Origin of the sequence: Sinomonas sp. ASV322 (genome assembly GCF_030908245.1) — a bacterium.
Taxonomy (GTDB): domain Bacteria; phylum Actinomycetota; class Actinomycetes; order Actinomycetales; family Micrococcaceae; genus Sinomonas.
Genome location: NZ_JAVFJJ010000010.1, coordinates 1 through 16,076, shown reverse-complemented (window position 1 = coordinate 16,076; position 16,076 = coordinate 1). Strand labels below are relative to the sequence as shown.

General features: G+C 71.3%; 13 protein-coding genes, 1 pseudogene and 1 riboswitch. Of the genes and pseudogenes, 11 read left to right on the top strand and 3 right to left on the bottom strand.

The window, feature by feature from the left end; translation table 11 throughout:
• Positions 1 to 62 precede the first annotated feature (62 nt).
• Positions 63 to 234, top strand: a riboswitch (M-box (ykoK) riboswitch).
• A 61-nt stretch (positions 235 to 295) separates the two neighbouring features.
• From RBS12_RS13765 to RBS12_RS13725, 9 genes are all read left to right on the top strand, one after another.
• Positions 296 to 772, top strand: a complete 477-nt coding sequence (locus RBS12_RS13765) for a hypothetical protein (RefSeq protein ID WP_307966690.1) — start codon at positions 296 to 298, stop codon at positions 770 to 772.
• A gap of 20 nt (positions 773 to 792) precedes the next feature.
• Entirely contained in the window at positions 793 to 2,154 is a 1,362-nt protein-coding gene (locus RBS12_RS13760; RefSeq protein WP_307966689.1) for an LCP family protein, read from the top strand.
• A 98-nt stretch (positions 2,155 to 2,252) separates the two neighbouring features.
• Positions 2,253 to 3,086, top strand: coding sequence for an SGNH/GDSL hydrolase family protein (locus RBS12_RS13755; RefSeq protein WP_307966688.1), 834 nt, complete (start codon positions 2,253 to 2,255; stop codon positions 3,084 to 3,086).
• 58 nt (positions 3,087 to 3,144) lie between these two features.
• A complete protein-coding gene (locus RBS12_RS13750) occupies positions 3,145 to 4,344 on the top strand; it encodes a multidrug effflux MFS transporter (protein ID WP_307966687.1) in 1,200 nt (399 codons plus the stop codon).
• 320 nt (positions 4,345 to 4,664) lie between these two features.
• Positions 4,665 to 6,044: a GNAT family N-acetyltransferase gene (locus tag RBS12_RS13745; RefSeq protein WP_307966686.1), complete on the top strand. Its 1,380-nt coding sequence runs from the start codon at positions 4,665 to 4,667 to the stop codon at positions 6,042 to 6,044.
• Positions 6,045 to 6,349: 305 nt separating this feature from the next.
• Positions 6,350 to 7,444, top strand: a complete 1,095-nt coding sequence (locus tag RBS12_RS13740) for a phosphatase domain-containing protein (protein WP_307966685.1) — start codon at positions 6,350 to 6,352, stop codon at positions 7,442 to 7,444.
• A 199-nt stretch (positions 7,445 to 7,643) separates the two neighbouring features.
• Positions 7,644 to 7,913, top strand: a complete 270-nt coding sequence (locus RBS12_RS13735) for a YdeI/OmpD-associated family protein (protein ID WP_307966684.1) — start codon at positions 7,644 to 7,646, stop codon at positions 7,911 to 7,913.
• 92 nt (positions 7,914 to 8,005) lie between these two features.
• Complete coding sequence (locus RBS12_RS13730) at positions 8,006 to 9,175, top strand: type III polyketide synthase (protein ID WP_307966683.1); 1,170 nt, start codon at positions 8,006 to 8,008, stop codon at positions 9,173 to 9,175.
• Positions 9,175 to 10,383 (top strand): NAD(P)/FAD-dependent oxidoreductase, encoded by a 1,209-nt coding sequence (locus tag RBS12_RS13725; RefSeq protein WP_307966682.1) that lies wholly within the window; start codon positions 9,175 to 9,177, stop codon positions 10,381 to 10,383. Before RBS12_RS13730 ends, RBS12_RS13725 begins: the two co-directional genes overlap by 1 nt.
• A gap of 37 nt (positions 10,384 to 10,420) precedes the next feature.
• Here RBS12_RS13725 and gluQRS read toward each other — a convergent pair whose 3' ends face one another.
• On the bottom strand, positions 10,421 to 11,326 hold the full coding sequence (gene gluQRS / locus RBS12_RS13720; protein ID WP_307966681.1) for a tRNA glutamyl-Q(34) synthetase GluQRS: 906 nt from the start codon (positions 11,324 to 11,326) through the stop codon (positions 10,421 to 10,423).
• A gap of 250 nt (positions 11,327 to 11,576) precedes the next feature.
• The gene (locus tag RBS12_RS13715; RefSeq protein ID WP_307966680.1) at positions 11,577 to 12,899 is read right to left on the bottom strand and encodes an alkaline phosphatase family protein; all 1,323 of its coding nucleotides are present in this window, start codon (positions 12,897 to 12,899) and stop codon (positions 11,577 to 11,579) included.
• A gap of 140 nt (positions 12,900 to 13,039) precedes the next feature.
• Here RBS12_RS13715 and RBS12_RS13710 point away from each other — a divergent pair.
• Positions 13,040 to 13,513 (top strand): annotated as a pseudogene (locus RBS12_RS13710) (MarR family winged helix-turn-helix transcriptional regulator); the annotation flags it as partial.
• A gap of 212 nt (positions 13,514 to 13,725) precedes the next feature.
• On the top strand, positions 13,726 to 14,493 hold the full coding sequence (locus tag RBS12_RS13705) for an SGNH/GDSL hydrolase family protein (protein ID WP_307966679.1): 768 nt from the start codon (positions 13,726 to 13,728) through the stop codon (positions 14,491 to 14,493).
• A gap of 203 nt (positions 14,494 to 14,696) precedes the next feature.
• Here the strand turns inward: RBS12_RS13705 and RBS12_RS13700 are convergent, their stop codons facing one another.
• On the bottom strand, positions 14,697 to 15,920 hold the full coding sequence (locus RBS12_RS13700) for an IS481 family transposase (RefSeq protein ID WP_307966782.1): 1,224 nt from the start codon (positions 15,918 to 15,920) through the stop codon (positions 14,697 to 14,699).
• Positions 15,921 to 16,076 lie beyond the last annotated feature (156 nt).

The window sequence follows — 16,076 nt, the reverse complement described above, 5'->3', positions numbered from 1 at the left end:
CCAAGCTCACACGCGGTCGGGTTGGAGGCCCGGCGCGGGCCACGCTATGGTGGACGGTGCAAGGCGCCACTTGTTAGCTGAGGCTCCTTCGCGGAAACAGGCCAGCGACCCGGAACGTCGAGAGACGCCAAGGGTCAGGACAGATCGCTCCGGATTAAGGGGCGGTTCCGATTGGCTCCCCGTCACAGCGGGGTCACGACGCGAAGTGCCGAAGGTCTTACGAGGAGAGGTTTACCGCGGGTCCGACGGGCCCCGCTTCTCGCGCCGAAGCCTGATTCGACCGAGGTTTTCCGTCATGCTGTTCGCCACCGCTCTCGTGCGCACGTCCGTCGCCGGCCGCCGCCCCGCCGTCGTCGTGCTCGCCCCGATCGCGATCGCGCTCGTGCTTCTCGTGCTGGGCGTCCTCGTGCTCCGCGACCTCCAGGGACTGCACCTCGCGCACGTGCGCGTGGTCTCGACCGCTGCGGCCGACGCCCGCCGCGTCACGGACCTCGCGGCTCGCCTCGTCGCGGCGTGCGCAGGGGAGGCCGCCGTGGTCGCGCTCCTTGCCGGCCTCGGCGTCGCGTTCGCGCTCGTCCTCGCCCCGGTTCGCCCCGCGTTGGGTGCGCTTGCGGCACTTGCGGGCATCGCCGTCGTCGTTCGCTCGCTCCCGGGAGCCGTGCGAAGTCAACGCGACGCGCGGCGCGCGTCCAGAGAATTCGGAGACTCACCAGCTATCGTAGGCCCGCGTACTGTGGGCCCGCGCGTCGCGTGCGGCGCGCGTCCGTCCTGACCGCCGACCCGAGGAGCCGCATGCGGCACACGACCGATCGCGAGGCCAGCGCGCCCAACGAGCCGTTCCACGACCTGTACGGGCAGCTCATCGCCCAAGACCGCCGGAGGAAGTTCCGGCGGCGGAGGATCACGGTCCTCTCGATGGCGCTCGTCGTCGTGCTCGTGCTCGGCGCCGGAATCTTCGCGCTCACGACGTATCTCGGGATCGAGAACGGGATCAAGCGCTCGCAGGCGATCGACGGCGGGGCGGGCCTCGACCAGGACGTCAACATCCTCCTCATGGGCCTCGACAGCCGCCTCGACGAGAACGGCAACGCGCTGAGCCAAGAGGAGTACGACGCGCTGCACTCCGGCGGCTCGGACGACGGCGGGTACAACAGCAACGTCCTCATGCTCCTGCATGTGCCGAAGGACGGGAGCACAGCGACGATCATCTCGATCCCGCGCGACGACTACGTCGAGCTGGTCGGCCACCCCGACGGCGTCACGGAAGGCAAGGTCAAGCAGGCCTACGGCTACGCGATGGACGAGGCCATGCGGACCCTCAAGGCCAATCAGGGGAGCAAGAGCGACGCCGAGGTCTACCAGCAGGCCCGCGACGCCGGACGCAAGGCCGAGATCAAGACGGTCGAGAACTTCCTCAATGTCAAGGTGGACCACTTCGTCGAGGTGACGATGTCCGCGTTCCTCTCGGTCGCGAAGGCCGTCGCCCCCATCACGGTGTGCCTCCAGGAGGCCACCAAGGACACCTTCTCCGGTGCCGACTTCAAGGCAGGGCAGCAGCAGCTCAATGCCCAGCAGGCCGTGGCTTTCGTGCGTCAGCGCCGCGACACCTCGGGCAAGGGCGTGTTCCTCACGGACCTCGACCGGGCGCGCCGCCAGCAGGCGTTCATCGCGTCCCTCGCGACGCAGCTCAAGCAGAAGGGCACGTTCACCGATCTCGGGAAGATCCAGGGGATCATCGGCGCGCTCAAGGACAAGATGGCCGTCGACCAGTCGCTCAACCTCATCGATTTCGGACTCAAGGCCAAGCAGCTCACGGACAACCACACGAAGTTCGTGACCCTGCCGATTGTGGAGTTCGGCTGGTCGGACACGGGCGAGTCGGTCAACATCGTGGACAAGGGTGCGATTCAGGCCCAGGTCGCCGAGCTCCTCGCCCCGCAGCCGACGACGAGCGCGGCGCCCGCCCCGCCGCAGACGTCGGCGCCGCCCGCGCAGCAGGGTTCGCAGAAGGCCCCGGCGCAGCAGGCCCCGGCGCAGGCCCCGGCGCAGCAGGCGCCCGCTCCCGCTCAGCCGTCGCCGCCGTCGACCGGGACGTACGACGCCGGCGACTGGTCGTCGTCGCTCCTCGGCGGCGGCATCCCCTGCGTCAAGTGATGCGTGGCCACCTCTCGCTCGACGCGTGGCCGCGCGAGTTAACCCGCGCGTCGCCCGGGTGTTGCCCTGGCGTGGCCAGCCCTTCTTAGAGTGCCCCCGTGGGTGACAGCGTTCGACGGCGGTACGTCGCCCTCGGGGACTCCTTCACCGAGGGCGTGGGGGATCCGCATCCGGGCCTCCCGAATGGGGTGCGGGGCTGGGCCGATCGCGTCGCGGAGAAGCTCGCGAAGCACGAGAAGGGCTGGGAGTACGCCAATCTCGCGGTCCGCTCGAAGCGCCTCCAGCAGATCATCGACGACCAGCTCGAACCCGCGCTCGCCCTCGAACCCACGCTCGTGACGCTGTACGCGGGCGGGAACGACATCCTCGACGTCGGCACCGACATGGACCACCTGCTCGAGGAGTACACGGGCCTCGTGGACCGACTCGCCGAGACCGGGGCGACGCTCGTGCTCTTCACGGGCTACGACGTCAAGGTCGCGCCCCTGCTCGAGCCGCTGCGTCGTCGCAACTGGCAGTACAACGCGCGGGTGCGGGAACTCGCGCGCGAGCACGGTGCGGTCCTCGTGGACTACTGGTGCTTCGACGAATACAACGACAAGCGCATGTGGGACGCCGACCGCCTCCACATGTCGACGGCAGGGCACAAGTTCCTCGCGCGCCAGGTCCTCGACCATCTGGGCATCCCGACGCCGATCAAGCCCCTCGACTGGGAGCCGCTCGCACCCCGGAGCACCCTCGAGTGGATCGATGCCCAGCGCGAATGGCTCAACGACTGGGTGCTCCCGCTCATCGGCCGCAAACTGCGCGGCGTGACGCTCGGCGACTCGCTCGGCCCCCGCTGGCCCGAGCCCGTCAAGGTGCCCCGAAAGGGAGGGCTCCGGCGCTACGCGATCGACCATCCCGAGGTCCTCGAAGCGCACACGCCCTAGCCTGAGGAGGGCCCGGCTCGGCGGGGCGTAGGCTGGCAGGGCTCACGAAAGGAACGCCATGCCACTCCCTGCCCTCAACCGCTCTGGTCGTCTGAGCGGGGCATGGCTCCTCGTCCTCGCGCTGCTCGCCATGACCGCGCCGCTCTCGACCGACCTCTACCTCCCCGGCTTCCCGCGCGTCCAGCAGGACTTCGCGGCCTCGGCGTCGGGGGTCCAGCTCACGCTCACCGCGTTCCTCGTGGGCATGGCGTTCGGCCAGCTCGGCTTCGGCGCGATCTCCGACCGCTTCGGGCGCATCGTCCCGCTCGTGTGCGGGACGGCCCTCGCGCTCGCCGCGTCGGCGCTCGCCGCCGTCGCCCCCTCGCTCGAGGTGCTCATCGCCGCGCGGCTCGTGCAGGGCCTTGGCGGGGCGGCCGGCGTCGTCATCGCGCGCGCGATCCTCGTCGACCTCACGCGCGGGCCGGAGACCGCCCGCACGATGAGCCTCATGATGACCGTCGGCGGAATCGCGCCCATCCTCGCCCCGTCGATCGGCGCGCTCCTCCAGGGCCCCGTCGGGTGGCGCGGCGTCATGTGGACGCTCGCGGGGCTTTTCGCGGTCATGATCGCGTCGGTCGCACTCGTGTTCCGCGAGACCCGCCCGGCCCACGAGCGCGACGGCGCGAGTCCGCTCGGCGGCCTCGCCCACGTGGCCCGCGTGCCGCGCTATGTCCTGTTCGCGGCGCTCTTCGCCACGACGTTCGCGGTCATGATGACGTACATCTCCGCCTCCTCGTTCGTGTATCAGAACGTTCTCGGATTCAGCGCTGTCGGCTACGGCCTCGCGTTCGGCATCAATGCCGTAGGGCTCATCACGTCGGGCTACGTCTCGTCGCGGCTCGCCCGGACGGTCGGCCCGCTGCGCACGGTGCGGGTCGCGGTGCCGCTCTTGCTCGCGTTCTGTGCCCTCACGCTCGTGGTCGCCCTCCTGCCCGGGCCGCGCTGGCTCCTCGCGGTGCCGATCTGGCTTTCGGTCACGACCGTCGGCTTCATCATGGGCAACTCGGCCGCCCTCGCGCTCGACGCCGTCCGCCACGTCTCGGGGAGCGGCTCCGCGGGGCTCGGCTTCACGCAGTTCGTGTTCGGCGCCGTCGTCTCGCCGCTCTCGGGCATCGGCGGGGCCGGCACGCCGGTGCCGATGGCAGTCCTCATGACGACGGCGGCGCTCGTCTCCACGCTGCTCGTGGCGGTCGCGGCACGGAGGGGCGAGGCGGCGTAGGGCGCTGCGGGGGTGGGGCGCTGCGGGAGTGGGGCGCTGCGGGAGTGGGGCGAGGCGGCGTAGGGCGCTGCGGGGGTGGGGCGCTGCGGGGGTGGGGGCGACGAGCGGCTCGCGGCCTCGAGGTGGCCCGCTTCGCGGTAGGGGAGACGCGTTGTGGCCGAGAGGACGCGCTGAAGCCGTCTTTTCGGCCACAAGCCGTCTTCCCGCGCGTCGTCGTCGGCCCGTCGCCTCGCAACCCCGCCGCCACCCGGCCGCGGCTAGACTCGGGGCACGGGGCCCCTCCGGCCCGGCCCCCGTAAGCGCAGCGAAGGAGCACGCCCATGACCACCTGGCGCATCCGGGATTTCCACCCCTCCGATCTCGACGGCATGCTGAACCTGTGGAGCGCTCTGACGGCGTCGGGCATCGAGCCGGTGTACTCGCTCTCGGAGGTCCTCGCGAGCTGCCAGGCGGACTACGCGACGGTCGCGGTGCACGGCGAGGACGTGGTGGGTGCCGCCGTCGCGCGCGCGGCTCACGAGCAGGGCTGGATCGTGTTCCTCGCGATCCTCCCCGAGTGGCGCAGCCGCGGGATCGGCACGGCGCTCCTCGCCTCGATCGAGCGCCGCATGGCCCCGCTCGGCCTCACGAAGCTCTCGGCGCTCATGCCGGACACCGAAACCCGCGTGGACGCGTTCACCGCCCGCGGCTTCAAGGACGTCAAGAACCTGCGCTTCTTCGAGCGGCAGATCCCGGTGCAGCGCGCCGAGCTCGGCCCGCTCGCGCAGCTCGGCGGGCGTGTGCTCCCGCGCGACCTCTGGGAGAACGTCGCGGGCATGCAGCGCGAGAAGCAGCTCCTCGAGCGGCGGCTCGTGCTCCCGCTCGCGGAGGCCGAGCTTGCGGACGAATTCGGTGTGGTGCCGCCGCGCGCCGTCGTCCTTTTCGGTCCTCCCGGCACCGGAAAGACGACGTTCGCGAAGGCCATCGCGTCCCGCCTCGAGTGGCCGTTTGTCGAGGTGTTCCCGTCCCGCCTTGCGTCGGATTCGGAGGGCCTCGCCGGTGCGCTGCGGCGCACGTTCACGGAGATCGCGGAGCTCGAGCACGCTGTCGTGTTCCTCGACGAGGTCGAGGAGATCGCCTCGCACCGGGCCGGAGACCCGCCGAGCCCCAACCAGGGCGTCACGAACGAGCTGCTCAAGATCATCCCCGCGTTCCGCGAGCAGTCCGGCCGGCTCCTCGTGTGCGCGACGAACTTCATCCGCGCGCTCGACTCGGCGTTCCTGCGGCACGGACGGTTCGACTACGTCATCCCGATCGGCCTGCCGGACGCCGAGGCCCGCAGCGCGATGTGGCAGCGGTTCATCCCGGAGGCCGTCGTCGACTCGGTCGATGTCGAGCGGCTCGTCGAGCGCACCGAGGGCTTCTCCCCGGCGGACATCGAGTTCGCCGCGCGCTCGGCGTCGCAGCGCGCGCTCGAGAAGGCGGTCTACTCTCCCGCGGCCGTGGTCGCCGCCGTGGTCGCCTCGGCGGCGGGCGACAGCGACGCTGCCGACGACGGCGCCGTTCGGCCGGGCGCGCACGCGGCCGGCACGGAGGGGAACGCGAGGCGCGGGCCGACCACGGAGGATTACCTCGAGGCCATCGCCGAGACGAAGACGACCGTGAGTGACGAGGTCGCGGCGGCGTTCCTCGAGGACATCGAGCAGCTCGCGCGCGTCTGAGCCCGCGCTGCCCGATCCGGCGCCCCCCAAACCCCGTCCTTCCAACCCGTCCTTTCCTGTACGCGTACTGGAAGGGACGGGCCCGAGGCGGTCCGTTCGTGTACGGGTTTCGGCGGCTCGCCCCCGAGAGGCCCCGAGAGATCCCCGGAATTCCGCATGTCTTCGGGCTCCCGTGGCCGGTCCCTGAGTGAAAACCCGTACAGCCGGGACCACGTTCCATCGTGTACGCGTACTGGACGGGACGAAGCGTTCTTGCGTCGCCCCCAGTTCTGTGACGCACGCCAACCCGTGGCAAAGTGTTGCGCATGACTGGAACCCTCCTGAAGGCCGCCCATCGGGTCGGCGACCGCGTGCACGCCGTCCAGATGGGGTGGGCGCGCAGGTTCGGGTTCATTCCCGAGGTCGTCGCGTATCGCGGATACGGCACGACGTCGCGCGTGCGGATCCTCGCGCGCGTCCTCTACGGCGCCCCGGGCCTCCACAGGATCGGCGCCAACACGACGCGGGAGCCCGGGCGCGGTCGCGACGGGTGCCGGCCCGGATGGCCCGAGTCGCGGGCTCCTCAGGGGTGGACCGGCACGGAGAACGTGCGCGGCTGGCGCGCCTTCACGAGCGTCCCGATCGAGCACTCGGTCGTGACGATCGAGATCGGCGGCAGCGTGCAGACTGTGCACGCGGATTTCGGCGGAGTCGTAGACGCGATGGTCGACGTCTCGCTCGAACCGGGCTGGCATTCCGTGCGCTTGAGCGCGGACGGCGCGGTGCCCGCCGTCGGCCAGGTCCTCGTGGTCGACCCCGCGACGACGTTCGGCATCGTCTCCGACATCGACGACACCGTCATGGTGACTGCCCTCCCACGCCCGTTTCTCGCGCTGTGGAACACGTTCGTGCTGAGCGAGCGCGCCCGAACGCCAACGCCCGGTATGTCGGTGCTGCTCGACAGACTCGCCGCGCAGCACCCCGAGGCCCCGGTCATGTATCTCTCGACAGGCCCTTGGAACGCCGCCCCGACGCTCTCCCGGTTCCTCGGCCGCAACCTGTACCCCGCCGGCCCCCTGCTCCTCACCGACTGGGGCATGACGCCGGACAGCTGGTTCCGCAGCGGCCGCGAGCACAAGGTCCGCAACCTCGCGCGCCTCGCCTCCGAGTTCCCGAAGGTCAAGTGGCTCCTCGTCGGCGACAACGGCCAGCACGACGAGGCGATCTACGCCGAGTTCGCGCGTCGGCATCCGGCCAGCGTCGCGGCCGTCGCGATCCGTGAGCTCACGGGCAGCGAAGCCGTGTTCTCGGGCGGCACGATGCACGACGGGCGGCCGACTCCCGTTCCCGGCGTCCCGTGGGCGTCAGCGCCCGACGGCGCGGCGCTCGCCGAACAGCTCGAGGCGTTCGGGGTCCTGTAACCGGGCCCCGCGCCCAGCGGTGCCGCTTCCCCGCACTGGTGCCGCGGGTCCGCCGCACTGGTGCCGCGGGTCCGCACTGGTGCCGGGGGTCCGCACTGGTGCCGCGGGTCCGCACCGGTGCCGCGGGTCCGCCGCACCATTGCGGGGAAGGGCGCCCGCTGTCCTCGAACAACCACGTCTGCGGGTGCACACTCGAACTATGACCGACGATGTGAGCTTCGACAACCTCCAACGCGACCGCCAGTCCATGCCCGCCGACGTCCTCGCCGAGCTCCAAGCGGCCGACGTCGAAGCCGACTATCGCGCCCGCCCCGCCTACCAGCAGAACGACTATCTCGCGTGGATCGGCCGCGCCCAACGGCCGGAGACACGCGCGAAGCGCATCGAGCAGATGATCGAGGAGCTCCGCGAGGGCGGCGTCTACATGGGCATGGACCACGCGCCATCGCGCAGGACCGACGACCGATAGGGTGCCCGGGAGCCGTCGGAGACCATTGGGCCACTCGACAATCCGCCGTTCACCCCTTGCCCCCGCGGCCCTGTCGGCAGCGAGAATGGCCCATGACGGTCCTCATGAGGTCCCTGGAAACCGCAGTCCCCGCGACGGTCCTCAAGCAGGCCGAGGCCCGCGACGTCTTCGCCGCGCAGGAAGGCCTCACCCGGCTCGGAACCCGCCTCGTCCGCGCGTGCTTCGACGCGGCCGCGATCGACACGCGCCACACGGCCGTCGCCGAATTCTCGTGGGACCGCCCCGACCACGACCCGGAGTTCTTCGATCCGTCAACCAGAGCGGTTCTCAACCCGAGCACGAAGACCCGCAACGACCTCTTCGTCCGCGAGGCCACGCCGCTCTTCACCGAGACCGCACGCCGCGCGCTCGACAAGGCCGACGGCCTCGGCCCCGAGGACGTCACGCACGTCATCACGGTCTCGTGTACGGGCTTCTTCAACCCGGGCCCCGACTACCGGATCGTCCGGGAACTCGGCCTCAAACCGTCTGTCCAGCGACTCCACCTGGGCTTCATGGGCTGCTACGCCGCCTTTCCGGCCCTCCGCGCCGCGAAGGCGTTCTGCGAGGCGGACCCGAACGCCGTCGTGCTCGTGGCCATTGTTGAGCTCTGCACGCTGCACGTGCGCAGCTCGAACGACCCGGACACGATCCTCGGCGCGTCCCTCTTCGCGGACGGCGCCGCGGCCGCCGTCGTCACGGCCAGGGACCTCCCGCTCACGCGCCCGGCCCTGAGCCTCGACGCGTTCGAGACGACGCTGACGCCCGTCGGCGAGGAGACGATGGCGTGGAACATCGGCGACCGAGGCTTCGAGATGGTCCTCGGCACGTACGTCCCGCACATCATCGACGACTACATCACTGGCGCGCTCGAGCCGCTCCTCGAGGGCGATCCCGCACTGTCCGGCCGGCCGCACGCCGAGATCGAGCATTGGGCCATCCACCCGGGCGGCCGGAGCATCGTGGACAAGGTCGTCGGCCGGCTCGGCCTGAGCGAGACCCAGGCCGTCCCCGCACGCGAGACCCTGCGCGAGTTCGGGAACATGAGCAGCGCGACGGTCATGTTCGTCCTCGAGCGCATCCTCGGGCTGCCGCGTTCGGGCGACGCGTCCGGTACAACAGCGGCCGACGGCGGGCGGCCGGGCACCGAGCGCGTGTGCGCGATGGCGTTCGGCCCGGGCCTGACCGTCGAAACCGCGCTCTTGACCCGCGTGCATCCCTGATGCGCGTGCCCGATGAGCGGGGCGCTGAACGGCGCGGCGCGGAACGGCACGACGTCGTGATCGTCGGGGGCGGCCCCGTGGGCCTCTGCCTCGGCGTGCTGCTCGCGCAGCGGGGCGTCGACGTCGTCGTCCTCGAAGCCCGCACCGAACGGCTGCAGCACTCGCGCGCGATCGGCATCCACCCGCCCGGCCTCCGCGTCCTCGCGACCGCGGGCGTCGCGGACGGGCTTGCGGCCGACGGCGTGCGGATCACCGGCGGTGTCGCGCGCTCGCGCGGGCGAGACGTCGCGCGCCTCGCGTTCGACCCGCCCGTGCTAGCCGTCCCGCAGTGGCGCACGGAGGAGGCCCTCGAAACGCGGCTTGCCGAGCTCGCGCCGTCGGCCCTCCGGCGGGGCACGCGCGCGGTGGGGGCTGGCGGGGCGGGCGGGGCGGGTGGGGCGGGTAGGGCGGGGGAAGGAAGAACGGATGCGGGTTGCGTCGTCCGCGCGGTCGGGGCCGACGGCGGCGAGCTCGCCTTCGCGGGCCGCTGGGTTGTCGCGGCCGACGGCGCGCACTCGCCGATGCGGGCCTTTCTCGGGGTCGCGGTGCGCGAGCGTGCCTACCCGGACGCGTACCTCATGGGCGACTTCGCCGACGCGACCGACGACGGCGCCGCCGCCGTCCTGCACCTCGAGCCGGGCGGGATTGTCGAGGCGTTCCCGCTGCCGGGCGGCGTGCGCCGGTGGGTCGTACATGTGGATTCGCCCGTGGCCGCCCCGTCGGCGGGCGGCCTCGCGCGGCTCATCGCCGAGCGGACGGGAGAATCCGTCGATGCCGAGACGAACTCGATGCTGAGCGCCTTCACCGTGCGTGAGCGCCTTGCCGAGACGATGGTTCGGGGGCGCACGGTGCTCGTCGGCGACGCCGCGCACGAGCTGAGCCCGATCGGCGGCCAGGGCATGACGCTCGGCTGGCTCGACGCGGAGGCCTTCGCGCCGCTCCTCGCGCGGGCTGCGGAGAACGACGGCGCGTGGCCCGAGCTGTGGGCTGCGGTCGAGGGCGAACGACGGCGGGCGGCGGCCGAGGCGGCCCGGCACGCGGGACTCAACATGGCCTTGGGAAGGCCGCTCGCGGGGCCGGTCATGGCGGCGCGGAACGCCGTGTTCGCGGGACTCTACCGGGCGGAGGCCGTGCGCGCGTGGACGGCCCGGCGCTTCACGATGCAGTAGGGGCCCCGCCCGCGCGCAATTGTCGGGTTGAGCAGGGTCAAAGGCGCGTTGACCCTGCGTAACCCGACAATTCCGGGAGAAGAACGGGGTCGCGGGGGAGAGCCGCCGGATCGAACACTGCGAGGGCCTCCGGAAGGGAGCCGGGGAGTCCGAGGGACTCGAGGAGCCGCTCGGTCACCCGTTCTGGCCGCACGCCAGCGTTCACGAGGGCCGCGAGTGTCACGGCGCCATCGCGCTTCGCGAGCCGCCGGCCGGCCGCGTTGAGCACGAGCGGGACGTGCGCATACTCAGGCACGCGGCACCCGAGGAGCCCCGCGAGATAGGCCTGCCGCGGGGTCGAGGGCAGGAGGTCGTCGCCGCGGACCACCTGGTCCACGCCCTGCTCGGCGTCGTCGACGACCACGGCGAGGTTGTACGCGACCACCCCGTCGTTGCGCTCGAGCACGAAGTCGTCGACGAGGCCCGCGTAGCGCCCGTGCAGCACATCGGAGACGGCCCACTCGCTGACCCCGGCGCGCAGCCGGACCGCCGCGGGACGCTCGGCCCGGCGTCGTGCGCGCTGTGCCTCGGTGAGGTCGCGGCACGTGCGGGGGTAGGCGCCCTGGGGGGCGTGCGGGGCGCTCGGCGCCTCCTGGATCTCGCGGCGCGTGCAGAAGCACTCATAGGTGAGGCCGTCCGCGGCGAGGCGGCGCAGGGCGTCCGCGTAGAGCTCGGTGCGCTCGGTCTGGCGCACGACGTCGCCGTCCCAGTCGATCCCGATCGCCGCGAGATCGCGCAGCTGGACTTCCTCGGCGCCCGCCCGGGCTCGGTCGAGGTCCTCGACGCGGAGGAGGAAGCGCCGGCCGGTCGATCTCGCGAAGAGCCATGCGAGCAGGGCCGTGCGGAGATTCCCGATGTGCAGCTCGCCGGAGGGGCTGGGGGCGAAGCGGCCGGCGGACGTCATGCCCCAAGGTTAGCCACGCGCCGTCGTCGTTGGCCGTCCGGGGGTCACGTCCCGCGGGTGTTACGCCGTCCGGGGGTCACGTCCCGCGGGTGTTACGCCGTCCGGGGGTCACGTCCCGCGGGTGTTACGCCGTCCGGGGGTCACGTCCCGCGGGTGTGCACCCGCGGAACGTGGCCCTCCCCACCGGCTCCCAGCCTTCGCGTGCTCAGGCCGGGTACCTCGCCGTGGGCCCAAAACGGCCGGCGAGCCGTCAGGACGGGGGCGCGAACGTCGCCGCGAGCTCGTCGCGCACCTCGGCGAGGTGGGAGGGCTGCGTGAGGAGCTGAGCGGGGACCGGAGGCGCGGTCGGGGCGGTGACGCCGGCGAGCGGATCGTCGGTCCGCGGAGTCGCGAGGCTGAGGGCCCCGCCGACGTCGGGCGCGGCCGCGTCCCTCTTCGTGAGCGCCGGAAGGTTCCACCGATGTTCGACCGTGGCCAGGATGCTCGTGTGGTCGAGCGGCGTGCTCGTGTCGGGAACGCGGAACACGCTGCCCGCGGGGATGAGCGGGCTCACGAGGACGGTCGGAACGCGCGGCCCGAAGCGTGTGAAGTCGAAGCCGAACTCGCCCACGGAGTTGTCGGGCGGGGTCGCGCCGGAGGGCGGCGGGACGTGGTCGTAGCACCCGCCGTGCTCGTCGTACGTGATGATGAGCAGGGTCTTGGCCCACCCCGGACCCGAGGAGAGCGCCCGGTACGTGTCGAGGAGGAGCTGTTCGCCGGCCGCGACACTGTAGTTCGGGTGCTGGCTGTTCCCCGTCGAGCTCCAGCTGGGCTCGACGAACGCGTACGCGGGGAGCTTGCCGGCGGCGGCGTCAGCCTTGAAGTCGGCGAAGAGCCCGATGTTCGCGGCCGGCGCGCTGTGCGTGTCCGGGAAATTGAGCCTCGTGAGGGGCTGCTTGTCGTACCCGTAGATCTTCCACGGCACCCCGTGCTTCCCGAGGAGACCGAAGATGCTCGGAACCGTGTAGGACTTTGTGACGTCGTCCAGATGGCCCTGACTCGTCCCGGCGCACGCGAACGCCCGGTTCGGCATGGTCTGGGTCGGCACGGCGCCGAACCAGTGGTCGCACACGGCGAAGCCGCGGGCGAGCGCGCTCAGGACGGGCAGCGTTTCGGGTGCATAGCAGCCCATGATCCAGTTCGGGGCCGTTCCGGGCACGACGTACCAGCCCTTCGCCTGGTTGTCCTTGATCGCCTGGGCGTAGTCGGTGACGAAGCCCTTCATGGTCGGCACGGCGCCCGCGGCCGGGCTCTGGGTTCCGAAGAGCTGGTTGTTGGTCTTCAGGAAGCCCTCGCCGGGGTCCGCGCCGGGCATGAAGTAGCCGTCGGTCGTGGACGGCGTGATGGGGTAGACGGACACGGGCTGGCCGTTGGTCCCGGGACAGCTCTCGGTGCCGGTGAGCCCCGCGAACGGGGCACCGCTCGGCGAGACATTTCCGGACGAATGGTAGAGATAGCCGAGCATGTGGTCGAAGGACCGGTTCTCGAGCATGAGGACGACGATGTGGTCGATTGCGGCGAGACCTGCGGTCATTGGCGTTCCTTCCCGGAATCGTGTGGGCCTCCGGGACACAGGCTAGAGGAGCGGGCGACGGCGCGGAACAGCGCGCGCCGAAGAGGCCCCTTCGCCTCCAATCCGAGAGTCGACTCGGCGGCGTCCTATGCTTGATATCCGTGACGGAACCCCGCTGGCTCTCGGCCGACGAGCGCCGGGCCTGGCTGGCCCTTCTGAGCGTGACGACGCTCCTTCCAGCCGCGCTCGACGCGCATCTGACCTCCCTCGGGAGGCTTTCCCTCTTCGACTACAGCGTCCTCGCGATGCTGAGCGAGACGGACGGGAGGTCCCTTCCGATGAAGGAGCTGGCCGCCCGGACCTCCGCGTCGCTCTCGAGGCTGTCCCATGTCGTATCGAAGCTTGAGCGGCGCGGCTGGATCGACCGCGAGCCCTCGCCCGACGACGCCCGAGTCACCAACGCGCACCTCACCGACCTCGGGTGGGAGACGATCCTCGACCTGGCCCCCGACCACGTCGAGCGCGTGCGGGAGATCGTGTTCGACGGGCTCGACGAGAACGACACCCGGCTCCTCGCCGATGTCGCCGAGAAGATCGTCGCGCAGCTCGACGACGCCTCGTGGATCTTCCGCGACGTGACCCGCGATCCGGGCCTTCCGTGCCCCAAGCATCGCGCCGCGCCTGGCCAAGGTGCGGAGGCGCCCGGGCGCGACGGCGGGGTGCAGGCGGCGGGCGACGGCGGGGCGCGGCCATTGGGCGACGGCGGGGCGCGGCCATTGGGCGGCGGCGGGGTGCAGGCAACGCGCGGCGGCGGGGCAAAGGCAGCGGGCGACGGCGGGGGCGCGGCATGAGCGGCGAGTTCAGCACGCGCTGGGTCGCGTTGGGCGACTCGTTCACGGAAGGTGTCGGCGATCCCGACCCGTCGCGCCCGAATGGCGTGCGCGGCTGGGCCGATCGCGCGGCCGAGCGCCTCCAGGCCGCTGATCCCGGTTTCGCGTACGCCAACCTCGCGATCCGCGGGAAGAAGCTGCGCCAGGTCGTGGCCGAGCAGCTCGAACCGGCACTCGCCCTCCGCCCAACGCTCGTGACCCTCTACGCCGGCGCGAACGACATCCTTCGCCCGCGCGTCGACATCGACGCCCTGCTCGAGGAGTACGACGCCGCCGTCGCGCGCCTCCGGGACGCCGGTGCGCGGGTCCTTCTCTTCACGGGCTTCGACGCGGGCTCGTCGAAGATCTTCGGCGCGATGCGGGGGCGCACCGCGGTCTACAACGAGCAGGTCCGGTGGATCGCCGAGCGGCGCGGCGCGACGCTCGTGGACTACTGGCGCTTCCACGAGTTCCAGGACTGGCGCATGTGGGCCGAGGATCGTATGCACATGTCCGCGCTCGGGCACGCGACGATGGCCAATCGCGTGCTGGGCGTCCTCGGACACGACGGGCTGGCCGAGGTCCCGGAGGCCCCCGAGCTTCCCGTCCTGAGCGTTCGCGAGCGGCTTCGCGAGAATGTCGTGTGGGCGCGCGAATTCGCGGGGCCCTGGGTCATGCGACGGCTCACCGGTCGCTCCTCGGGCGACCACCTGAGCCCCAAGTATCCGGCCCTGACGCGCCTCTAGCCCGGCCCCGCGTTCCGCGCCCCGCGCTCTGGTCTCGCGCCTCCCGCCGCAGCCGATTTCCCCGGAACCTGAACCGGACTCCCCAGTTTCAGAACCGGCTTCCCCAACTCAAGAACCCCCGCTCGTCGGCGACCTGCGGCATCCCGGGCGTGCGCCGTCGTCGTACGCCTGTGATGTCTCAGGACATGGGTGACGGTTCTGCCTCAGGACATCGGTGACGGTTCGTGTGTCAGGACATCGGTGACAGTTTCGTCGGTGCGGGGCCTTGTGCCGACGGGGCGGCCGTTGCTGACGTAGGTGATTCCTTTGGCCGGCCATAGGTGCTCGATCAGTAGCGTGCCCTGGTGGTCGAAGAACGCGATCCCTTCGGGATCCCAGACGATGTGGACTTGGAGTCCGGTCCTGGCGCTGCCGATCTGGAACTTCACGCCGCGGATCGTGATGCCGCCGTTGGCGGGCACGACGCGGGTGGCCGTCCCTTCCACTCCCGGGCGGATGCGTGTTGCCGCGGCGGCGCCGCGTCCCGGGACTGTGGGCTCGGGCGGTGCGGGCCTCGGCCTGGGCGGTTCGGCCTTCGGGGTCGCTTCCCAGGCCTGCAGGGGGGTGATCCTGCCGGGCAGGCCCTGATGCGGGCGCTGGGTGTTGTAGATGATGTCGAACGCGTCGACCTGTTCCTGGAGCTGGTCGATCGTCTCGGCGAGGGGCTGCTTGTCCAGCCAGCGGAAGAGGGTCTGGTGGAAGCGTTCGTTCTTGCCCTGGGTGGTGGGCTTGTTGGGCCTGCCCGTGATCGGCTCGACTCCGAGGGAGGTCACATAGATGACCAGCTGGCCGATCACGCCCCGGCGGATCGGGTTCAGCGCACTGCCGTTGTCGGTCAGGAGCCGCTGCGGCACCCCGTGGGCGGCTATCCCCTTCCTTGTCACGGCGATGGCCGCCTCCGCCGTCTCCGACCGGGCCACGTGCGATGAGACCGCGTAGCGGGAGTGGTCGTCGATGAGCTGGAAGATCACGCACTTGCGCCCGCCGGCGAGCACGTACTCCGTCGCGTCCAGCTGCCAGCACGCGTTCGGCGCCGGATACACGAACCGGCGGAACGCGGCCCGCGGCTTCTTCCTCGGCTCGGCCCGAGCGACCCCTGCCTGGCGGAACATGCGTGCCAGCGACGCCGGCGAGGGCACCGATGCCAGGCCCATGGAACGCATCTTCTCGTGCACGCTGATCGGACCGTGGTCCAGCCCGGAGCGCTCCAGCGCCGCCCGCACCCCGATGGCCTGCTGCCTCACATCGTCCGAGAGCCTGGCCGGGCTGTTCTTCGGGCGCCGCGACCTGGGCTCCAGCGCCGCGGCCGGCCCGTCCGCGGCGACCCGGGCGCGGATCGCATAGAACGTCTTCCGCGAGATCCCATGCTCGGCGCAGAACGTCGTCACCGCACCCCGAGGCGCGTTCTCCGGCCACTGAGAGATCGCGAGACGGATACGAGGATCGACAGTGGAGTTCTTCTTCACCAGCCCATCAGAGCGAAAGAAGTGTCACCACCAAGAACCCCGGAACCGTCACCGATGTCCTGAGGCAGAACTGTCACC

Coding starts and splice junctions, on each gene's coding strand:
- RBS12_RS13730 (WP_307966683.1), top strand. CDS start 8,006: ATGACGGTCCTCATGAGGTCCCTGGAAACCGCAGTCCCCGCGACGGTC.
- RBS12_RS13740 (WP_307966685.1), top strand. CDS start 6,350: ATGACTGGAACCCTCCTGAAGGCCGCCCATCGGGTCGGCGACCGCGTG.
- gluQRS (WP_307966681.1), bottom strand. CDS start 11,326: ATGACGTCCGCCGGCCGCTTCGCCCCCAGCCCCTCCGGCGAGCTGCAC.
- RBS12_RS13715 (WP_307966680.1), bottom strand. CDS start 12,899: ATGACCGCAGGTCTCGCCGCAATCGACCACATCGTCGTCCTCATGCTC.
- RBS12_RS13745 (WP_307966686.1), top strand. CDS start 4,665: ATGACCACCTGGCGCATCCGGGATTTCCACCCCTCCGATCTCGACGGC.
- RBS12_RS13725 (WP_307966682.1), top strand. CDS start 9,175: ATGCGCGTGCCCGATGAGCGGGGCGCTGAACGGCGCGGCGCGGAACGG.
- RBS12_RS13705 (WP_307966679.1), top strand. CDS start 13,726: ATGAGCGGCGAGTTCAGCACGCGCTGGGTCGCGTTGGGCGACTCGTTC.
- RBS12_RS13765 (WP_307966690.1), top strand. CDS start 296: ATGCTGTTCGCCACCGCTCTCGTGCGCACGTCCGTCGCCGGCCGCCGC.
- RBS12_RS13750 (WP_307966687.1), top strand. CDS start 3,145: ATGCCACTCCCTGCCCTCAACCGCTCTGGTCGTCTGAGCGGGGCATGG.
- RBS12_RS13735 (WP_307966684.1), top strand. CDS start 7,644: ATGACCGACGATGTGAGCTTCGACAACCTCCAACGCGACCGCCAGTCC.
- RBS12_RS13760 (WP_307966689.1), top strand. CDS start 793: ATGCGGCACACGACCGATCGCGAGGCCAGCGCGCCCAACGAGCCGTTC.